Source organism: Terribium retamae, assembly GCF_022347545.1.
GTDB classification, from domain to species: domain Bacteria; phylum Pseudomonadota; class Alphaproteobacteria; order Rhizobiales; family Rhizobiaceae; genus Mesorhizobium; species Mesorhizobium retamae.
Window position 1 is genome coordinate 35,694 of record NZ_JAKREW010000025.1, and the last position, 17,207, is coordinate 52,900.

Below are 17,207 nucleotides of genomic sequence, written 5' to 3' on the forward strand. Positions count from 1 at the left end.
GGACAAGAACATGACTGGAAGACTGCGGGATAAGGTCGCGATCGTCTCGGGCGGCGCGACCGGCATGGGCGGGGCTGCGTCAAAACTGTTCGCTGCCGAGGGAGCGAGGGTGGCAATCGTCGACCGCAACGCGGAAGCTTCGGCTGCGACGGTCGCAGAGATCGAGGCAGCCGGCGGCAAGGCTACTTATTTCGTGGCTGACGTCTCCGACGAGGCCGAAGTCCAGGCTGCCGTAAAGGCAGCCGCGGAAACCTTTGGGCCTGCGACGGTCTTGTTCAACCATGCCGGCACCATCGTCATCAAGCCGTTCCTGGAAACCACCGTGACCGAGTGGGATTGGCTGCACGCCGTCAACGTGCGGTCTATGTTCCTGATGACGCGTGCCGTGCTGCCGGGGATGATCTCGGCCGGCGGCGGTTCTATCGTCTGTACCTCGTCGATTTCGGCCGTGGCAGCAACACCGATGGAAGTGCTTTACGATACCACGAAAGGCGCCTGCCACATGTTCGCGCGGGCGATTGCCGTCGAGTTCCGCGACAGGAACATCCGATGCAATGCGGTTTGTCCCGGTTTCGTCCGTACCCCGCACGGCCTGCGCGAGGTGGCGGAGCTGCAAAACCTCGGCGTCGATGTGTCGGAAGCCGCAATCGCCGCCCAGCAGGGGCGTATCGGCGAACCGGAGGAGGTCGCCAAGGCGGCACTGTTTCTCGCCAGCGACGAATCGAGCTTCGTCAACGGCGCGCATCTGTTCGTAGACAACGCCTTCACAGCGATATGAGCAGCTAGTCTTCGTCGTCGTCGGGATCGAGCAGGCGCGTGGCACGCCAGCGCGTCAGCACTTCGTTGGTTTGGTCGACGACGAAGAAACGCGCCGAGTCGCGATCGTAACCCTCCGCCAGCAGCTTTTCGTAATCGGTATGCTGATGGCGGACATGGGCGATGGTGGCCAGCCACACCGCTATGCCGGGCGGCAAGGTTTTCATATGCACCGCGCCGGCATCGGCGCGAATACGTTCCATATCCGCATAGGGTGCCAGCGGCAGAAGCGCGGTGAGCGCCTTGGCGATGGCGCGGCGGCGGCCGGTCGGTGCGTTCATTTGTCATTCCGATCCGGCATAAGCGCATCGGCCAAAGCGTCGACCGATGGAAAGTAGGGCTTGATGTCGATCACCGGTGTACCGTCGAGCGCATCGATGGCATCGAGCTCCATCCGTCCGGTTTCGACGTCGAACGAAATCAGCCGCACCGAATGCAGGCCGATGGGGTTCGGCCGGGCAGGGGAGCGTAGCGCAAAAACTCCTTTGGCTTCCGTTGCATGGCGCGGTTTCTGCACAATCAGATTCCGCGGCGCATGATGCATCCAGGTCAACACGTAGATGTGGCTGACGCGCTGAAGGCCTGCGAGACCGGGTCGGTAGGGCTGATCGATCAAAAGCGAGGCCGGCTGGCCGGTCTCGCGTGCGGCGCGCATATTCTTGGGGCAGTTCTCGCGCTCCTTCCAAGGCGAGAGGACGCGGCCAATGAAGACGATAGGACCATCGGGTGGCAACCCGGCCGGATCCTGCTTCAGCACTTCCTCGCCGCCACGCATTTCGAACATCGATCATTTCCCGCAAAAGGCTGCGCCATTTTCTGGCCGCCGAACGACATTGGCAATTGCGTTGGTTCTGAATTTGACATAAACATATGTTTATATCTTTTCGAGGAATGCCGCTATGCATGTCGCGCTCGACACGATGGTAGATACATTGAAGGCCGCTGCCGAATCCAGCCGGCTGCGCATTCTGGCGCTGCTGGCGCGTGGCGACCTGACCGTTTCCGACCTCACGGAAATCCTCGGCCAGTCGCAGCCACGCGTTTCGCGGCATCTCAAGCTGCTCCTGGAGGCCGGGCTCATCGGTCGCTACCAGGAAGGTTCATGGGCGTTCTTCCGTCTCTCGGATTTGGACAATTCACGCGACTTCGTGCTGCGGCTGATTGCCGGGATCCGCGCCGAAGACCCGCAGATCGAGCGGGATCTCGAGAGGCTGGCGACAGTGAAACGCAAGCGGCAGGACCGTGCGGCCGAATACTTCTCGACCAACGCGGCAAGCTGGGACGAGATACGCTCGCTGCACGTGCCGGAACGCGCAGTCGAGGCTGCACTCCTCAAGCTGGTCGGCAAGCGGCCGTTCCAGTCCATGCTGGATCTCGGTACCGGCACTGGGCGTCTGCTCGAAATCTTTGCGCCGCTCTACCGACGTGGCGTCGGGATCGACATGTCGCGCGAGATGCTGGCGGTGGCGCGTGCCAATCTCGACAAGGCGGGCGTCGCCCACGCGCAGGTACGCCAGGGTGACATCTTCTCGCCGCCGGTCGAGCGGGATTCCTTCGACCTGATCACCATTCACCAGGTACTGCACTATCTCGACGATCCGGCACCGGCGATCCGTGCCGCGGCGCGGCTGCTGCGACCCTCGGGACGGCTGATCATTGTCGACTTCGCCGCGCATACGCTGGAATTCCTGCGCGACGAGCACGCGCACCAGCGCCTCGGCTTTTCCGACAAGCAGATCGCCGACTGGTTTGCCGAGGCCGGGCTCGATCTCGAGGAAAGCCAGGATTTCGAGCCGCGCGGCGGCTCGGACTCCAAGCTCACCGTCAAGCTGTGGCTTGGACGAGATCGCCGCCTGTTGATCGCCGATCCCAACCCTGAAACCCAATCCGTGCGGGAAATTGCCTGATGAACCAGTTTCGTTTTTCCCGCCGCCCCGACATTGGCGACAAGATCAGGGTTTCGTTCGAGTTCTTCCCGCCGAAGACCGACGAGATGGAAGCCAGGTTGTGGGAGACGGTGAAGCGGCTGGAGCCGTTGAAGCCGAACTTCGTTTCTGTCACTTACGGTGCTGGCGGTTCGACCCGCGAGCGTACGGCGCGCACGGTGCGCCGGATCCTCAATGAAACCGGCATTCCGGCGGCGGCCCATCTGACTTGCGTCGGTGCCACGCGCGAAGAGGTGGATGCAGTCATCCGCGATTATTTCGCCACCGGCATCAAGCGGTTCGTGGCGCTGCGCGGCGATCCGGCCTCAGGTGTCGGGCAAGCCTACACGCCGCATCCCGGCGGTTACCAGAACGGTGCCGAGCTGGTCAGTGGGCTGAAGGCGATCGCCGATTTCGATATCTCCGTCGCCGCCTATCCGGAAAAGCATCCGGAGAGCCCGGACTTTGCCACGGACATCGAGATGCTGAAGCGCAAGGTGGACAATGGCGCGAAGCGTGCGATCACCCAGTTCTTCTTCGACAACGATCTTTATGAGCGCTATGTCGAACGGGTACGTCGCGCCGGCATCTATATTCCGATCGTGCCCGGCATCCAGCCGGTGCACAATTTCCGCCAGGTGGCGAATTTCGCCTCACGCGCCGGCGCCCATGTGCCGGCCTGGCTGGCCGAGCGCTTCGAAGGGCTCGACAACGATCCACAGACGCACATGCTGGTCGCGTCGGCGGTTGCCGCGGAACAGGTGCTTGATCTCGTGGAGCGGGGCGTTGGCGATTTCCATTTCTACACGATGAATCGTTCCGACCTTGTCTTTGCCATTTGCCATATGATCGGCATCCGCGCGCATCAGGCGTCGGAAGTGCCGGTAAGTCAGCCCAATACGGGTTCGGCAGCAGCGTAGGTGAAAGGCTGCGCCCGGAGCGGTTCAGAGGTCGGCCGGAGCTCTGCTGACACTCGCATTGCTCTCCGCAAGCGCAATGGCCTGTTCGATGCGATGGCGCCTTACTTCGGGCTGAATGGCGTAGTCGATCCAATGCACGATCAGCGTCCTCGATGGAGGCGGCAGGCGCTCGAAGTTGCGGTAGGCGACACGATTTTCGTCGAATTCCTTCTGGAGATCGGAAGGCAGCGCGATTGGGGCCGTGCCGCCTGGCGTGTCCCATTTGCCGGCGCCTCTGGCCCGCCGGATCGCGGCAAGGCCGGCTTCGCGCATGCGGCCGTGATCGATCAGCTTTTCAGCCCGCTCGCGGTTGATGCGATCCCACAGGCTGTCGGAAGGGCGCGGCCGGAAGATGAGATAGAAGCTGTCATTGTCGCGCTTCGTCGCCTTGTCTTCTGTCCAGCCGTAGCAAAGCGCCTCTTCAATCGCCTCGTGGAAATGAACACCGGGCGTTTCGCTGGTTTTGTGATGGATGACTAGCTTTACGCCAGTCATCGCGCTGCCATTCGCTTCCAGCCAATCTCGCCACTCGGTGCGATTGGCTGGGGAAAGGGTTTGCACATCGCTTCGGGTACTGGATTTGTCGATTCGCATCGTTCGTAATCCTGCCCCCAACGCCCCGGCGACTATAGGGTGCAGCTGGGGCGAATGCAAAAGTCCGGAATAGGAAAAGGCCGGGTTTCCCCGGCCTTTTCAATGGTTTGAACTATATGGTGCTGTCTTCCCCCGCTTCGGCGGCCTTATGGAAGAACGCCCACAATGAGGGCGCCGATAAAAGCAAACGCAGCACAAATCATCAGAGCGTTGAGTGGCCTCGTAAGTCCCATGACATAGCCTCCTCTCTGGAAAACTATGGACCGAGTCTAGAAGCATTTCGGTCACACACAAGGAGAAAATGTGCTGCAATGCGACAAACCTTTAGAAATTCCGACCTCGATCTTGCCGCTATGCCTTGAATTCCTTGGCGAAACGCAGACGTCCCCGCTGTGTATAAATTGTGGCTGAAAGGTGTCCCGAGACCCTCCGAGAAGCGGACGATCCCGCATTGCAACCGACAAGTCGCCTCAGCGCGAAACCCGTTTGTCGAGTGTGCGTCCGGCTCGGTGTTTCTTCTCGCTCCGGTCAATTTTTGGACAATCTTGGCCGGCGCGAGAAAAGGCGCCCATCAATGGTGACTAGGCCGAGCCCGATCAGCAGCATGCCAAAGAGCTCGAATGTCTGGATGCGTTCGCCGAGGAAAGCGATGCCGAGCAGAATGGCGCTGACCGGTACGACCAGCGTCACCAGCGAAGCGTTGGTCGCGCCGGCCGAAGCGACAAGGTTAAAATAGAGGATGTAGGCGAAGGCCGTAGAGACCAATGCAAGCGCGAAGACCGCTGCCCAGACCGGCGTGCTGGCTGACAACAGGCCGCCGGCGCCCGTCGCCGAAAGGACGACTGGGATCATGATGACGGTCGAGGCGGTCAACTGGCCGGTCGCCAGCACTGGAGGTGGCACACTCTTCAGTTGCCGGGCAACCATCAGCGCGAAGGCATAGGAAAGCGAAGCACCGATCAGCGCGAATTTCGGCCATACCGGCCCGCCGAGGCCGGCAAGAACGCCAGGACCGACCATGGCGGCCGTGCCGGCGATGCCGAGACCGATGCCTGCGAGTTTGTTCCAGGACAGCTTCTCGTCGGCGGTCATGACGTTGGCAACGATCAGCGTCCAGAACGGCGTCGTTGCGTTCAGCACCGAGGCAATGCCGGCGCCGAGCTCGGTCTGGCCCGCAAAAATCAGCGAAAACGGGATGACGTTGTTGGTGAGCGCCAACAGGAAGAACAGGCCGACATGCGGCAACGCCAATCGGAACGATGGTCCGCGCAGCAGGAGATAGACGTGCAAGGCCGCCGCCGCGATCGCCACGCGAAACAGTACCAGTGCCAGCGGGTGCATCTCCGCAACCGCGATGCGGGCGAAGAAGAAGGAGCCGCCCCAGATCGCGCCGAGCAATAAAAGCTGGCCCCAGTCCCTGAGGCTCATCGGTCCGGTCTGGACGGTTTGGGTAGCGATACTCATAGCGATTCCCGTCCCCAGGGGCTGTTTGGCCACTTTGTGAGACTAGCGACTCTCGAGCAGGCCGCCACCCGAATCCTGTCGGGGCACAAAGCTCAGAAAGAGCTGCCAGTCGGTTCGTCGGGCGAAACGAATGGACACGTTCCTGTTTTCTTTCCCGGCTAGTGAGGTTTAAGTGCGCATACCGAGAAAGGGATTCGCCTCATGCAGCGATTCGAAAATGCCCGCGAGGCAGCCCTCGCTCTCCGTCCAGACGACCCGGTCTATTGCTTCCGCCCGCAAGTGCTGAAAGCTGACGCGCGCCAATTCATGGACATGTTTCCCGGCAAGACCGCCTATGCGGTGAAGACCAATGGTGAGCAGATCGTGTTGAAGGCGCTGGCTGAAGCCGGTGTCACGGCCTTCGACGTGGCATCGCCGGGCGAGTTCGCTGCCGTACGAGCCGTCTCTGCGGATGCGGAAATGCTCTACATGCATCCGATCAAGGCGCAGTCGGATATCAGGCTAGCGCTGGAAAAATACGGCATCCGCGTCGTCGCCATCGACCATGAGGACGAGATCACCAAGCTGACGCGCGTGGTGCGCGCACTCGACATCGACCCTGGTGCGATCACCGTTTTCGTGCGCGTGCAAACCAAGGGTCATGCCGCCTACGAGCTATCCAAGAAGTTCGGCGCCGGCCCGGCCAATGCGGTGGAACTGGCGGAGCGGCTGGCGCGGACCGGCTACAAGGTCGGGCTGTGTTTCCATGTCGGCAGCCAGATCGAAGATCCCGATACCTATGAGCGGGCCTTGGCCTCAGCCGACTGGGTGCGCAACCGGCTCTCCTTCGACCTGGCCGGTCTCGATGTCGGCGGCGGCTTCCCGGCCGAATACGGGCACGATCCCAACCGCAAGCATGTAGAAATGCCGTCGCTTGGCCAGATCATGTCCAGGCTCTCCGGCGATCTCAAGGAATATGGTTTCGACCAGATGCCCTTGGTTGCAGAACCTGGTCGTGTCATCGTGGCGCGCTGCCTCTCGCTGATCGTGCGCGTGCTTCTGCGCAAGGGCAGGCGGCTCTACATCAATGACGGCATCTGGGCGTCGTTGTCCGATTCGTGGACCGGCAAGATCACTCTGCCGGCTCGTTTTATTCCCGATCCAGCCATCCGTTCACGAAACGGCTCGGAAAAGAACATCGTGCCGTTCAAGGTCTGCGGGGCGACTTGCGATTCCGTCGACATCCTGTCGCGACCGTTCTGGTTGCCGGAAACCGTGGATACGGGCGATTGGATCGAGATCGGCCATATCGGCGCCTATTCGCTTTCGCTCAGGACCCGTTTCAACGGTTTCTACCCCGATACATTCGTGGAAGTGACGACGCCCTTCGACGAGGGTGACGCGCCGCAGGGCTTTGCCAGCCTGGAGACGATGGCGGATTAGGGCAGTAGGGGAATAAGGCAGTAGGGCAGGTATCAATTGCCCTGATCTCCAATCCTTTCCTACAACTTCCCCAGCAACTCCGGCGTCGGCCAGCCATCGGCGGGGATGCCGAGCCGGACCTGTTCCTTGCGCACGGCATCGCGTGTGTTTGTGCCGAGAATGCCGTCGACCTTGCCGACGTCGTAGCCCCTGGCTTCCAGTTTGGTCTGCAGCTCCTTCATCTGCTCGATGCTGAGGCCTGGCTCCGGATTGCGCGGGTCATAGGTCGGAGCGCCGGCGAAACGGGTCGCCATCACCGCTGCGGTAAGCGCATAGGTGAAGGACTGATTCCACTCGATGTAGACGTCGAAATTGTCATAGGTCAGGAAGGCCGGGCCCTTGCGTCCCATCGGCAAGGCAAGACCGGCTTTGAGGCCGTTGTCGACAAGCGGAGAGCCGTCGGGGTTGGTGACACCCCACTGGTTCCACTGGCTGATCGCCATCTTGTTGGTACGTGCCGTCTGCTCCCAGGGCAGGGTGTCGGGCAAGCGGACTTCCTGCACCCAGGGTTGATCTCGCTTCCAGCCCTTCAGCTGCAGCTTCTTTGCGGTTGTCATGATGACATCGGGTGCGCTGTTGCGCAGGTCCACCTTGCCGTCGCCGTCTCCGTCGACGCTGTCTTCCAGGTAATCGATCGGCAGCATCTGGGTCTGGCCGATCTCGCCAGCCCAAGCGCCCTTGACGTCGGCAGGCAGGTCGCCGCGGTCGATCAGCTTGAGCAGCGGTACGATCTGGCGACGGAACACTGCGGGACGGCGGCAGTCGTTCGAGAGCGTAACGAGGGCATTGAGCGTGTTGAAGTCGCCCTGCACGGCTCCGAAATCAGTTTCGAGCGCCCAGAAAGCAGTGACGATGGCTGGCTGTACGCCGAATTCCTGCTGAGCGCGGGCGAAGACCGAACCATACTTCTGGAGCATGGTGGTTCCTTGCTTCAGCCGATAGGCCGAGATCATGCGGCCGGAAAATTGCGTGAAGGTCTGCGAAAACACGCCCTGGGCGCGATCGCGTGCCAGAACGCGGGTGTCGAAGGTTGCGGCCGCCAGCGCGTCCAAACCCGCTTCGCCGACACCGGCGGCCCTGGCTTCATCCGCGACCCCTTGCTTCCAGGCATCGAAATCGCCGCCGCAGGGCGCAGCAGTCGGATCGAGCGCCGGTGTAGCGGCGGGTTGTTGATCTGCGGGCGCGGATTGCTGCGCCATGGCAGAGGTCGCCACCAATACCGGCAGCAGCGCCGCGATGAGGCTGGAGCGCAGTCGCATGGTCTTCCTTTCGGACTGATTTCATGGCGCGGTACAAAGACCGGCGAAAGTCAGTGTCGAAAAGCAGGCTGGGGCCGCCCTGTCAACGGGTGTTCTGCCGCAGCCACTTGTTCCACGCGGCCTCGGAGCCATTGAAGACGTTGATATCGGCGTTGCCCTTCATGCCGGGAATGACGCCGGTTCCGGTGTATTGCCAGAAGGTGAAGGGGTGGCTGCCGTATTTCTGCGTTGGGTGCCCGGCCACCGACCGCAGCCAATAGGGGTAACCGCGGAAGGTCGACAAGTTGTTGTCGTCGAAGAAGTCGACCGAGGTGTAGATGATCGGCTTCTTGCCGTAATGTTTTTCGACCATCTTGAGGAAGATGGCCATTTCCCGACGCACTGTTTCAGCCGGCGGTCTGAGCTTGCAAGTCGGTGATTGCGGATTCCACTCCATGTCGAGCACCGGCGGCATGGAGGAGCGCTCATTCGGCACGTTTTCGATGAACCAGCGTGCCTGTTCCGCTGCGGGGCGGCAGAAATAGTAGAAATGATAGGCTGCGCGCGGGATGCCTGCGGCGTTGGTGCCGCGCCAATGATTGGCGAACATGTCGTCGACGCGGTCGCCGCCTTCGGTCGCCTTGATGAAAGCGAAGGAAACTCCGCTGGCCTTCGCCTTCTGCCAGTCCACCGACGTCTGGTATTTGGAAACATCCGTGCCATGCACGGCATATGTCCAGGGCGCGCCGCTGTCCCATTCATGCGGATCGGAGTCGGCAAAGCGTGGCGCGCGGACGGCGACGGCTGAACCACTATCGCCTGGTGAGACAGGCGAGAGGGCGTCGACGGTCGAGCAGGCAGACAGGACAGCCAAAGAGAGCAGGATCGCGAGACGACGCATCCGGAATTCAAGTCCAGACCGGTGACCGCCGGTCGCGGATGGGTCGTTCTGTCCGGTTGTTCGCCGGTTGCGGTGCCCCCACTGCGCCACGCATCCCACTCAATCATCCAACATGGTTGATAATCCGTTGATACGGGCGAATACGCAAGGTTGTGATGGCTTATACAAAGGGCAGACGCAATCGCGGAGGGCCGGGCTCACGGTTCTGTGAAGACGAGGTAAGCTGTTGGCGCCGCAACATATCCAGTTGCAGCGGAGCCGGCACTCGCGGCAGATTGGGCGCAGACAGTGCGGCGGGGAGGCTGTGCATGCGCGTCATAGGCAAAATCCTGAAATGGCTGCTGGGGCTGATCGTCGTCGCTGTTGTCGGCGTCATGATCTGGCTATGGATGGCGCCGCCGGCTCTCATCCGCGTTGCCGCCAACTACACAGCCAAGATCGTGTGTTCGAATGTTTTCCTGGCGGGGCGAGAGGCGGAGCAGGTGCTGGCAGTGGACGTGCAGGCTCCAGGTCATCCGATCTTGAAGCTGATGACGCTCGATGTCGACAAGGACGCCGGTACCGTAAGTGCGGGTTTGTTCGGCATCTTCGGCAAGGGTACGGCAGTGCTGCGACCGGGACTCGGCTGTGCAAATGTGCCAGATGGCGATGTGACCGCGGCCAAGACGATTTCGACCGACCTTTTCGTTCCGCCTGTGGTGCCGGATGTGCTGTGGCCAGAAGGGAGCCGCGCCGAGCCCTCGCAGGATCCTGAAATCGTCAAGATACTCGACGATGCCTTGCTGACCGGTCCCGGCATGCGTGCCGTGGTGGTGGTACAGAATGGCCGCATCGTGGGCGAACGCTACGGCGAGGGTTTCTCGGACAAGACGCCGTTGCTCGGCTGGTCGATGACCAAATCGGTCAATGCCGCGATCGTCGGTACATTGGTCAAGGAAGGCAAGCTTGCCATCGCCGATCAAGGGCTATTCCCGGACTGGAAGGCCGACAAGCGCTCGGCCATCACGCTGGCCGACATGATGGCGATGTCGAGCGGGTTGGAATTCAACGAGGATTATGGCGACGTCACTGACGTCACCCGCATGCTTTACCTGGAGCCTGATATGGCCGCCTTTGCCTCGGCAAAGCAGCTGTCGGGCGAACCCGGCAAGGCTTACTCCTACTCCAGCGGCACGGCGGTGATGCTGTCGCGCATCTGGCAGAACACTTTCGCCGATCCCAAGCAGGCGTTGACCTGGCCGCGGCTGAAACTGTTCGAACCGGTCGGCATGACCAGCGCCGTAATGGAGACCGACGAACAGGGCACCTTCGTCGGCTCGTCCTACCTCTATGCCACTGCGCGTGACTGGGCCCGCTTCGGCCAGTTCCTGTTGCAGGACGGAGCGTGGAACGGCCAGGAAATCCTGCCGGCAGGGTTCGTATCCTGGATGCGAGAGCCTGCGCCGGCGTCCAACAACGTCTATACCCGCGGGCAACTTTGGATCGAGGCTCCCGGCAATGAGCACGATCCCGGTGCCACAGCCAAGGCTGGCGTGCCGACGGACGCCTATTGGCTGGAAGGGCATGACGGCCAGACGGTTGCTATCATCCCATCGCAGAAACTCGTTATCGTGCGACTGGGGCTGACACCTTTCAAACTCGGCTATCGTCCGCAGAATCTGGTTGCGGCATTGGCGAAGGCATTGAAGTAGGGCGAGCTAAAGCAATTCCGGGAAATTGTGCAACGGTTCCCGTCCGGAATTGCGTGAGACCGGAGTTAGAGCGTTTCCGTGGAACACGGAAACGCTCTAACGGCGTACCACGGCCAGCCAGGCGTAGCCGCGATAAAGCCTTTCGAATGAGAGGCTTGCGCCGGATCTGGCGGATTCCGATTCAAGCACTTCGCGCAACGATTCACGCGGACTGACGTGGAATTTTCTCAGCCAAGCGCTCAGCAGCGAGCGGAACCAGTTCGGCAGGCGCTCTTGCTGGCCAAAGTCGACGACATGAAGCGAGCCGCCCGGCGCCAGCGCGGCGAGGCCGGCAGCCACAGTCTTTTCCCAGCCCGGGATCATCGAAAGGGAATAGGAAACGAAGATGCGGTCGAAGTGAGCGACACCGAAGAGTGCCAGGGCGTCAAAGTCGGTTGCGTCTGCGCGGGCGAGGCTGGTCCTGCCGGCAATGCCTTCGCGAGCGATCGCGGCCCGAGCGCTCACAAGCATCTCGGCAGAGATGTCGAGGCCATAGAGGCGGGCATCGGGGTAGCGCCGCGCGGTCAGCGCCAGATTGCGGCCGGTGCCGCAGCCGAGTTCCAGAACAGAGCCGCCGGCCGGGATATCGAGGCCTGAAATCAGCTTGTCGCGACCGAGCAGGTAATATTTGCGGGTCAGGTCGTAGACGTGCCGCTGCCAGCGGTAAACGCCGTCCATCAAAGCGGCATGATTTGCCGGCAGGCCCTGGGCACTCATCAGCCGCGCTTCACATAAAGGTGGAAGCCGCCATAGATCGCCGAACGGTCGCGTGCAGAATAGTCGCGTGAAGCGTCTTTCTCGTAGAGCCACTGGTCGAGCAGCGAAGGCGAGACACGGCCCGGTAACAAGCTCGGCTCGGCGGCGGTGCGGAAAATAACACGTGCACCGGGTGCTGCGCTGCGTGTGATCTCCGTCCAAAGCGCGTTCAACTGATCGTCGGTCATCCAGTCCTGTGCATCGAGTAGGATGAAACGGTCTACGGTGCCGGCATCCTTGCCGGCCAGGAATTCGATCATGTTGGCGTGGTTGATGGTGACGCGATCGACATTGGCCTTGAGGACCGGGTGGTTATCTTTCTCTAGATAGGCGGGAAGGGCGGCTTCACCCGGATTGGGGTAACGCCGCGCAAAAGCCTGCCAGGCGAAGTAGTTGTCTTTCAACGGAAAGTCGCAGGCGAGCTTCTCAAGACGGGCCTTCAGCACGCTGGCCATCGAACCGTCACCGGAGGTGATCAGTGAATCATATTGCGCCGGCGGGATGCCCAGCCCGAACAGCGAAGCCTTCCGCGACGTGGCCCAACGCAGGAGCTTGCGGTCGAACACCGGCGCCAGTTTCTCGTCGAAAAAACGCCGCTGCTCGGCGAGATCCCTGGCAGCCATGATGCCGGTCGGGTTGACGCCGAAAAGGCGTCCGGTCCGATGCCCGGCGGCGATGAACAGGCCAAGCAGGCCGGTACGATAGAAGTTGCGATCGAACACCTCGATGCGACGGCGGCCGCGCCAGTTGCGCTTTTCCCAGTAGTGGCGGCTGACCGGATCGAGATTGGGGGCGATGAAGCGATCGTAGGCGGCTGAATTGTGCTCGACGCCGGCTGCGCCAAAGAAGCGGAACAGATCGGCCTGGCTCGGCAGATGGCGTACGGCCGCAAGTTTCATACGGTTCAGCGCGATATGGGCGGCGTTGAGGTCGACAGCGTCGATCCTTGCCGGAGAGCGGGTGAGATAGGCGAGGATATTGCAGCCGCCGGATGCGATGGTGACGACGCGGTGATCTTCACCCAGCTGCATCGCTTCCATGTCGATCTCAGGATCTTCCCAGATCTGCGGATAGACGAGACCCGAAAAAAGCAGGGCGAACAGCCGTTCCGAGATGCCTGCCTTGGAGAAAGCTCGGTTCTGGTAGACCGCTTTTCCCACTTCCTTGCCGCGCCTGAAAACCAGTTCCGCAGAGACGTCCGACATGGCAAGGCGATTCCCCGTTTACGTTGGGCGAAGCGCGTAGCGCAGCGTCATGACAGTGCGGTGACAGCAGCGGTTGATGAAGGAGCTAGGCCTTGCCGAAACCGCCCGGCGTCGGCGTGGTGACAATCACCACTTCGCCGGCTTGCAGAACCGTCTGATCACAAGCCTTGAGCACATCGACGCTGCCGTCGAGGCGGCGCACCTTGGTGCTGCCCACCTCGCCGTCCCCGCCGCTCTCTAGGCCTTGCGGTGGGCGGGCACGGTGAGACGACAGGATCGCGCATTCCATCTTTTCCAGGAAGCGGATCGAGCGGCGCGTGCCGTCGCCGGCGTTCCAGCGTCCTTTGCCGCCGGAGTTTTCGCGGATGCGAAAGTCCTCCAAGAGCACTGGAAAGCGCAGTTCCAGAATTTCCGGGTCAGTCAGGCGCGAGTTGGTCATATGGGTATGCACGCCCGAGGTGCCGGAAAAACCGCGCCCATCATTCATGCGCCCCGCAGGCGAGCCCGAACAGATCGTCTCGTAATATTGGTGACGGTCGTTGCCGAAGGTGAGGTTGTTCATCGTCCCTTGTGCATTGGCCATCGCGCCCATGGCGCCGAACAGCGCATTGGTCACATGCTGCGAGGTCTCAACATTGCCGGCAACAACGGCAGCAGGGTAGGACGGCTTCAGCATCGAGCCTTCGGGGATGATGATGTTTATGGGCCTCAGGCAACCGGCATTCATCGGAATATTGTCTTCGACCATCACACGGAAGGCATAGAGCACAGCTGCGCGTGCGACCGGTTCCGGTGCATTGAAGTTGTTCTTCATGACCGGCGACGTGCCGGTGAAATCGACGGTTGCCTCCCGCTGCGCACGGTCGACGCTGATCTTCACCCTGATCATCTGGCCTGTGTCGGTCGGATATTCATAAGCCGACGTGTCGGGCAAACGCTCGAGTACGCGGCGCACGCTTTCGGCGGCGTTGTCCTGGACGTGTCCCATATAGGCTTCGACAACCGGCAGGCCGAAATGCGCTACCATCTTGCGCAGTTCGGCGACGCCCTTTTCGTTGGCGGCGATCTGTGCCTTGAGGTCGGCAACGTTCTGAGACGGGTTGCGTGCCGGATAGGGATGGTCTGTCAGCAGACGCACAAGCTCGACATCCCTGAAGCGACCACGTTCGACGAGGCGGAAATTGTCGAACAGGACACCTTCTTCGTCCACAGTCGTGGCAAGCGGCGTCATCGAGCCGGGCGCCGTGCCGCCAACATCTGCATGGTGACCGCGCGAGGCGACCCAGAACAGGATGTTCTCCTGGGCATCGTCGAACACCGGTGTGACGACGGTGATATCGGGCAGGTGGGTCCCGCCATTGTAGGGAGCGTTAAGGGCGAAGACGTCGCCGGGACTGATATCGCCGGCGTTGAGGCGGATGACGGTCTCGACGGAGCGATCCATGGATCCCAAATGCACCGGCATATGCGGGGCGTTGGCCACCAGCGCACCGTCGCTGTCAAAAACGGCGCAGGAAAAGTCGAGCCGTTCCTTGATGTTGACCGAATAGGCAGTGTTCTGCAGCGTCACGCCCATCTGCTCGGCAATCGACATGAACAGGTTGTTGAACACTTCGAGCATGACCGGATCGGCCGCCGTACCAAGGGCTGCCTTGCGCTGCTTCTTCGCGGTTCGGCGCAAGAGCACGTGGTTGCGCATCGTAATCTCGGCCTGCCAGCCGTTTTCGATGACGATGGTCTGGTTTGGCTCGACGATGAGTGCCGGCCCGGAAACACTGTCCGACGGATGTAGCGATTCGCGACGCCAGACATTGGCTTCGTGCCATTGCCCTTCCGAAAAGATGCGCCGCTTTTCCGGTGCGTCTGTGCTGTTGCGAGGGGGAGCGGAAGGAGCAAAGGCTTCTTCATACCGGCCAGCGCTCTCATTGCTGCCTTCCACCGCTACGGTTTCCACGACAAGTTGCTTGTTGTCGTAGACGAAGCCGAACTGCGATTTATGCGCGGTCTCGAAAGCCGCTTTGACGGCTGCAACCGAATGATCGTCAAAGGGAACGGGTAGTGTCGTGTCGGAGCCGTCGTAGCGCACATGAAGCACAGGGCGCGTCGCGATGTCCTTCTCGGCGACGCCTTGCATCGTCAATTCGTCGCGCACGTCTTTGGAAAGTGTGGCGATAATCTCTTCGATCGCAGGCAAAGATCGATCGGCCAAAGGCTCCAGAAGGGCTTGCTGTCGTGTCGCGAAGATTGCCGCGAGCCCAATGCCGTAGGCGGAAAGCAGGCCGGAATAGGGGTGGATGAGCACTGCCTCCATGCCAAGCGCGTCGGCGACGAGGCAGGCGTGTTGGCCTCCGGCACCGCCGAAGCAGTTCAGCAGATAGCCTGTCACGTCGTAGCCGCGCTGGACTGAGATCTTCTTGATGGCGTTGGCCATGTTCTCGACGGCAATGGTGACGAAACCTTCGGCCACCGCCTCAGGCGAGCGACCGTCGCCGGTTTCGGCAGCCAGAGCTTCGAATTTCGTGTGCACCGTTGCCGTATCGAGCGGCTGATCGTGGTTCGGACCGAAGATAGAGGGGAAGAAATCCGGCTGCAGCTTGCCAAGCATGACATTGGCGTCGGTGACGGCAAGTGGACCGCCACGACGATAGCAGGCAGGACCGGGGTTGGCGCCGGCCGAATCCGGGCCGACGCGAAAACGGCCGGCTTCGAATTGCAGCACCGAACCGCCGCCGGCGGCAACGGTGTGGATGCGCATCATCGGTGCGCGTACCCGAACACCGGCCACTTCGGTGTCGAAGGCGCGCTCATAGTCACCGTCATAGTGAGCAACGTCGGTCGAGGTGCCGCCCATGTCGAAGCCGATGACCTTGTCGAAACCGGCCAGCTTCGCCGTCTCGACCATGCCGACGACGCCTCCGGCAGGGCCGGACAGCAGCGCGTCCTTGCCCTGGAACTTGTCGGCAGCCGTGAGGCCACCAGACGACATCATGAACATCAGTCTCGGACCTTCGGCCAAATGCTCATCGCCATCGGGCGGAACGGAGCCTAATTCTGCAGCCACGTGTTGCACGTATCGCGACAGGATCGGCGAGAGATAGGCGTCGACGACGGTGGTGTCGCCGCGGCCGACCAGCTTGATCAGCGGCGACACTTCATGGCTCACAGAGACTTGCGAAAAGCCCGCCTTCCGGCAGACGTTTGCCACAGCCTTTTCATGTTCGGGATATTTCCATGCATGCATGAAGACGATGGCGACGGCGTCAATGCCGTCTGCTTTTGCTTGTTCGATCTCCGGCTTGATGGCCGCAATGTCCAGCAATCGTTCTGCGCAACCGTCGGCGCGCACGCGCTCGGGCACTTCCACGACGCGCTCGTAGAGCTGTTCAGGCAGCAGGATTTCCTTCGCGAAGATATCGGGTCGGGCCTGATAGGCGATGCGAAGCGCGTCGCGGAAACCTTTGGTGATCAACAGCAAAACCCTGTCACCCTTGCGCTCCAAAAGCGCGTTGGTGGCGACCGTGGTGCCCATGCGAACTTCCCCGACCAAACCTGAAGTGATCGGTTCGCCGGCTCTGGTGCCGAGCAGGGTTCGGATGCCGTGGATGGCGGCATCCGGATAAGCCTCCGGATTTTCGGACAGCAGCTTCAACGGCGTCAGTGTGCCGTCGGGAGAGCGCCCGATGATGTCGGTAAAGGTACCGCCGCGGTCGATCCAGAAATCCCATTTCATGCTCATCGATCATCCTTTCGATGCGGTGTCTTTCCTGTTAGTGCCGAAGGTCGAGGCCGGCAACGGCTCAATGCGGTCGGAACGCTGTTACAGGCCGACACGCAATGTGACGAAACTGTTGTCCGGTTGCTGCATTTCCTTTGTGCCGCCCTTCACAGGGGGTGAAGTTGCGAAGGAGAATAGCGATGAAAAAACTCGTTCTGGCCTCGGTTTCCGCGCTGCTTTTGCTTGGCGTTGCTGCCTGCAGTGAAAATAAAGGCGGGGGTACCGGAGGCACCGACAACACCACGACGCAAGCGACACCGCCAGCCTCTGAGCCGATGAAACCGGCTACGCCTGAGGCACAGCCGCCGGCCGATACCACGAAGCCGGCACAGCCGAATTCCACGGCGCCGGCGCAATAACACGGCTGCACTAGGGCTGCGGCG

Annotated in this window: 15 protein-coding genes; 6 read left to right on the plus strand and 9 right to left on the minus strand. The window is 61.3% G+C overall.

The window, feature by feature from the left end; all coding sequences use genetic code 11:
• Positions 1-10: 10 nt before the first annotated feature.
• Positions 11-778: an SDR family NAD(P)-dependent oxidoreductase gene (locus tag L4923_RS20950; RefSeq protein ID WP_239368725.1), complete on the plus strand. Its 768-nt coding sequence runs from the start codon at positions 11-13 to the stop codon at positions 776-778.
• A gap of 4 nt (positions 779-782) precedes the next feature.
• Here L4923_RS20950 and L4923_RS20955 read toward each other — a convergent pair whose 3' ends face one another.
• Together L4923_RS20955 and tsaA are read right to left on the minus strand one after the other, a co-directional pair.
• Positions 783-1,097, minus strand: coding sequence for a DUF2293 domain-containing protein (locus L4923_RS20955; RefSeq protein ID WP_239368727.1), 315 nt, complete (start codon positions 1,095-1,097; stop codon positions 783-785).
• Positions 1,094-1,600 carry a tRNA (N6-threonylcarbamoyladenosine(37)-N6)-methyltransferase TrmO gene (tsaA, locus tag L4923_RS20960; RefSeq protein ID WP_239368730.1) on the minus strand — a complete coding sequence of 169 codons (507 nt, stop codon included), beginning with the start codon at positions 1,598-1,600 and terminating at the stop codon, positions 1,094-1,096. The genes L4923_RS20955 and tsaA overlap by 4 nt, the downstream gene beginning before the upstream one ends.
• A 115-nt stretch (positions 1,601-1,715) precedes the next feature.
• Here tsaA and L4923_RS20965 point away from each other — a divergent pair, with 115 nt between their 5' ends.
• Entirely contained in the window at positions 1,716-2,723 is a 1,008-nt protein-coding gene (locus tag L4923_RS20965; protein ID WP_239368732.1) for an ArsR/SmtB family transcription factor, read from the plus strand.
• Entirely contained in the window at positions 2,723-3,661 is a 939-nt protein-coding gene (gene metF / locus L4923_RS20970; protein ID WP_239368734.1) for a methylenetetrahydrofolate reductase [NAD(P)H], read from the plus strand. The genes L4923_RS20965 and metF overlap by 1 nt, the downstream gene beginning before the upstream one ends.
• A gap of 24 nt (positions 3,662-3,685) precedes the next feature.
• On the opposite strand, the gene L4923_RS20975 is transcribed toward metF, so the two are convergent.
• Positions 3,686-4,195 carry a YdeI/OmpD-associated family protein gene (locus L4923_RS20975; protein ID WP_239368736.1) on the minus strand — a complete coding sequence of 170 codons (510 nt, stop codon included), beginning with the start codon at positions 4,193-4,195 and terminating at the stop codon, positions 3,686-3,688.
• Between the two features lie 627 nt (positions 4,196-4,822).
• Positions 4,823-5,758: a DMT family transporter gene (locus L4923_RS20980; protein WP_239368738.1), complete on the minus strand. Its 936-nt coding sequence runs from the start codon at positions 5,756-5,758 to the stop codon at positions 4,823-4,825.
• Between the two features lie 201 nt (positions 5,759-5,959).
• On the opposite strand from L4923_RS20980, the gene L4923_RS20985 reads away from it, so the two are divergent.
• Positions 5,960-7,180 carry an alanine racemase gene (locus L4923_RS20985; RefSeq protein WP_239368740.1) on the plus strand — a complete coding sequence of 407 codons (1,221 nt, stop codon included), beginning with the start codon at positions 5,960-5,962 and terminating at the stop codon, positions 7,178-7,180.
• Positions 7,181-7,239: 59 nt separating this feature from the next.
• Here L4923_RS20985 and L4923_RS20990 read toward each other — a convergent pair whose 3' ends face one another.
• Together L4923_RS20990 and L4923_RS20995 are read right to left on the minus strand one after the other, a co-directional pair.
• The gene (locus L4923_RS20990) at positions 7,240-8,478 is read right to left on the minus strand and encodes a lytic murein transglycosylase (RefSeq protein ID WP_239368742.1); all 1,239 of its coding nucleotides are present in this window, start codon (positions 8,476-8,478) and stop codon (positions 7,240-7,242) included.
• Positions 8,479-8,560: 82 nt separating this feature from the next.
• Positions 8,561-9,358, minus strand: coding sequence for a glycoside hydrolase family 25 protein (locus tag L4923_RS20995; protein WP_239368743.1), 798 nt, complete (start codon positions 9,356-9,358; stop codon positions 8,561-8,563).
• 308 nt (positions 9,359-9,666) lie between these two features.
• Between L4923_RS20995 and L4923_RS21000 the strand changes: the two genes are divergently transcribed.
• On the plus strand, positions 9,667-11,049 hold the full coding sequence (locus L4923_RS21000; protein ID WP_239368745.1) for a serine hydrolase domain-containing protein: 1,383 nt from the start codon (positions 9,667-9,669) through the stop codon (positions 11,047-11,049).
• 96 nt (positions 11,050-11,145) lie between these two features.
• On the opposite strand, the gene L4923_RS21005 is transcribed toward L4923_RS21000, so the two are convergent.
• From L4923_RS21005 to L4923_RS21015, 3 genes are all read right to left on the minus strand, one after another.
• Positions 11,146-11,805, minus strand: a complete 660-nt coding sequence (locus tag L4923_RS21005; RefSeq protein WP_239368747.1) for a class I SAM-dependent methyltransferase — start codon at positions 11,803-11,805, stop codon at positions 11,146-11,148.
• Complete coding sequence (locus L4923_RS21010; protein WP_239368749.1) at positions 11,805-13,049, minus strand: BtaA family protein; 1,245 nt, start codon at positions 13,047-13,049, stop codon at positions 11,805-11,807. Before L4923_RS21010 ends, L4923_RS21005 begins: the two co-directional genes overlap by 1 nt.
• Positions 13,050-13,134: 85 nt before the next feature.
• Positions 13,135-16,785 (minus strand): hydantoinase B/oxoprolinase family protein, encoded by a 3,651-nt coding sequence (locus L4923_RS21015; RefSeq protein ID WP_239368751.1) that lies wholly within the window; start codon positions 16,783-16,785, stop codon positions 13,135-13,137.
• A 179-nt stretch (positions 16,786-16,964) separates the two neighbouring features.
• Here L4923_RS21015 and L4923_RS21020 point away from each other — a divergent pair, with 179 nt between their 5' ends.
• Positions 16,965-17,183 (plus strand): hypothetical protein, encoded by a 219-nt coding sequence (locus L4923_RS21020; RefSeq protein ID WP_054308256.1) that lies wholly within the window; start codon positions 16,965-16,967, stop codon positions 17,181-17,183.
• Positions 17,184-17,207: the final 24 nt, after the last annotated feature.

Bases quoted from the DNA above. Each gene is read 5' to 3' on its own strand.
- L4923_RS20950 (WP_239368725.1), top strand. From the start codon at position 11: ATGACTGGAAGACTGCGGGATAAGGTCGCGATCGTCTCGGGCGGCGCG.
- L4923_RS20955 (WP_239368727.1), bottom strand. From the start codon at position 1,097: ATGAACGCACCGACCGGCCGCCGCCGCGCCATCGCCAAGGCGCTCACC.
- tsaA (WP_239368730.1), bottom strand. From the start codon at position 1,600: ATGTTCGAAATGCGTGGCGGCGAGGAAGTGCTGAAGCAGGATCCGGCC.
- L4923_RS20965 (WP_239368732.1), top strand. From the start codon at position 1,716: ATGCATGTCGCGCTCGACACGATGGTAGATACATTGAAGGCCGCTGCC.
- metF (WP_239368734.1), top strand. From the start codon at position 2,723: ATGAACCAGTTTCGTTTTTCCCGCCGCCCCGACATTGGCGACAAGATC.
- L4923_RS20975 (WP_239368736.1), bottom strand. From the start codon at position 4,195: ATGACTGGCGTAAAGCTAGTCATCCATCACAAAACCAGCGAAACGCCC.
- L4923_RS20980 (WP_239368738.1), bottom strand. From the start codon at position 5,758: ATGAGTATCGCTACCCAAACCGTCCAGACCGGACCGATGAGCCTCAGG.
- L4923_RS20985 (WP_239368740.1), top strand. From the start codon at position 5,960: ATGCAGCGATTCGAAAATGCCCGCGAGGCAGCCCTCGCTCTCCGTCCA.
- L4923_RS20990 (WP_239368742.1), bottom strand. From the start codon at position 8,478: ATGCGACTGCGCTCCAGCCTCATCGCGGCGCTGCTGCCGGTATTGGTG.
- L4923_RS20995 (WP_239368743.1), bottom strand. From the start codon at position 9,358: ATGCGTCGTCTCGCGATCCTGCTCTCTTTGGCTGTCCTGTCTGCCTGC.
- L4923_RS21000 (WP_239368745.1), top strand. From the start codon at position 9,667: ATGCGCGTCATAGGCAAAATCCTGAAATGGCTGCTGGGGCTGATCGTC.
- L4923_RS21005 (WP_239368747.1), bottom strand. From the start codon at position 11,805: ATGAGTGCCCAGGGCCTGCCGGCAAATCATGCCGCTTTGATGGACGGC.
- L4923_RS21010 (WP_239368749.1), bottom strand. From the start codon at position 13,049: ATGTCGGACGTCTCTGCGGAACTGGTTTTCAGGCGCGGCAAGGAAGTG.
- L4923_RS21015 (WP_239368751.1), bottom strand. From the start codon at position 16,785: ATGAGCATGAAATGGGATTTCTGGATCGACCGCGGCGGTACCTTTACC.
- L4923_RS21020 (WP_054308256.1), top strand. From the start codon at position 16,965: ATGAAAAAACTCGTTCTGGCCTCGGTTTCCGCGCTGCTTTTGCTTGGC.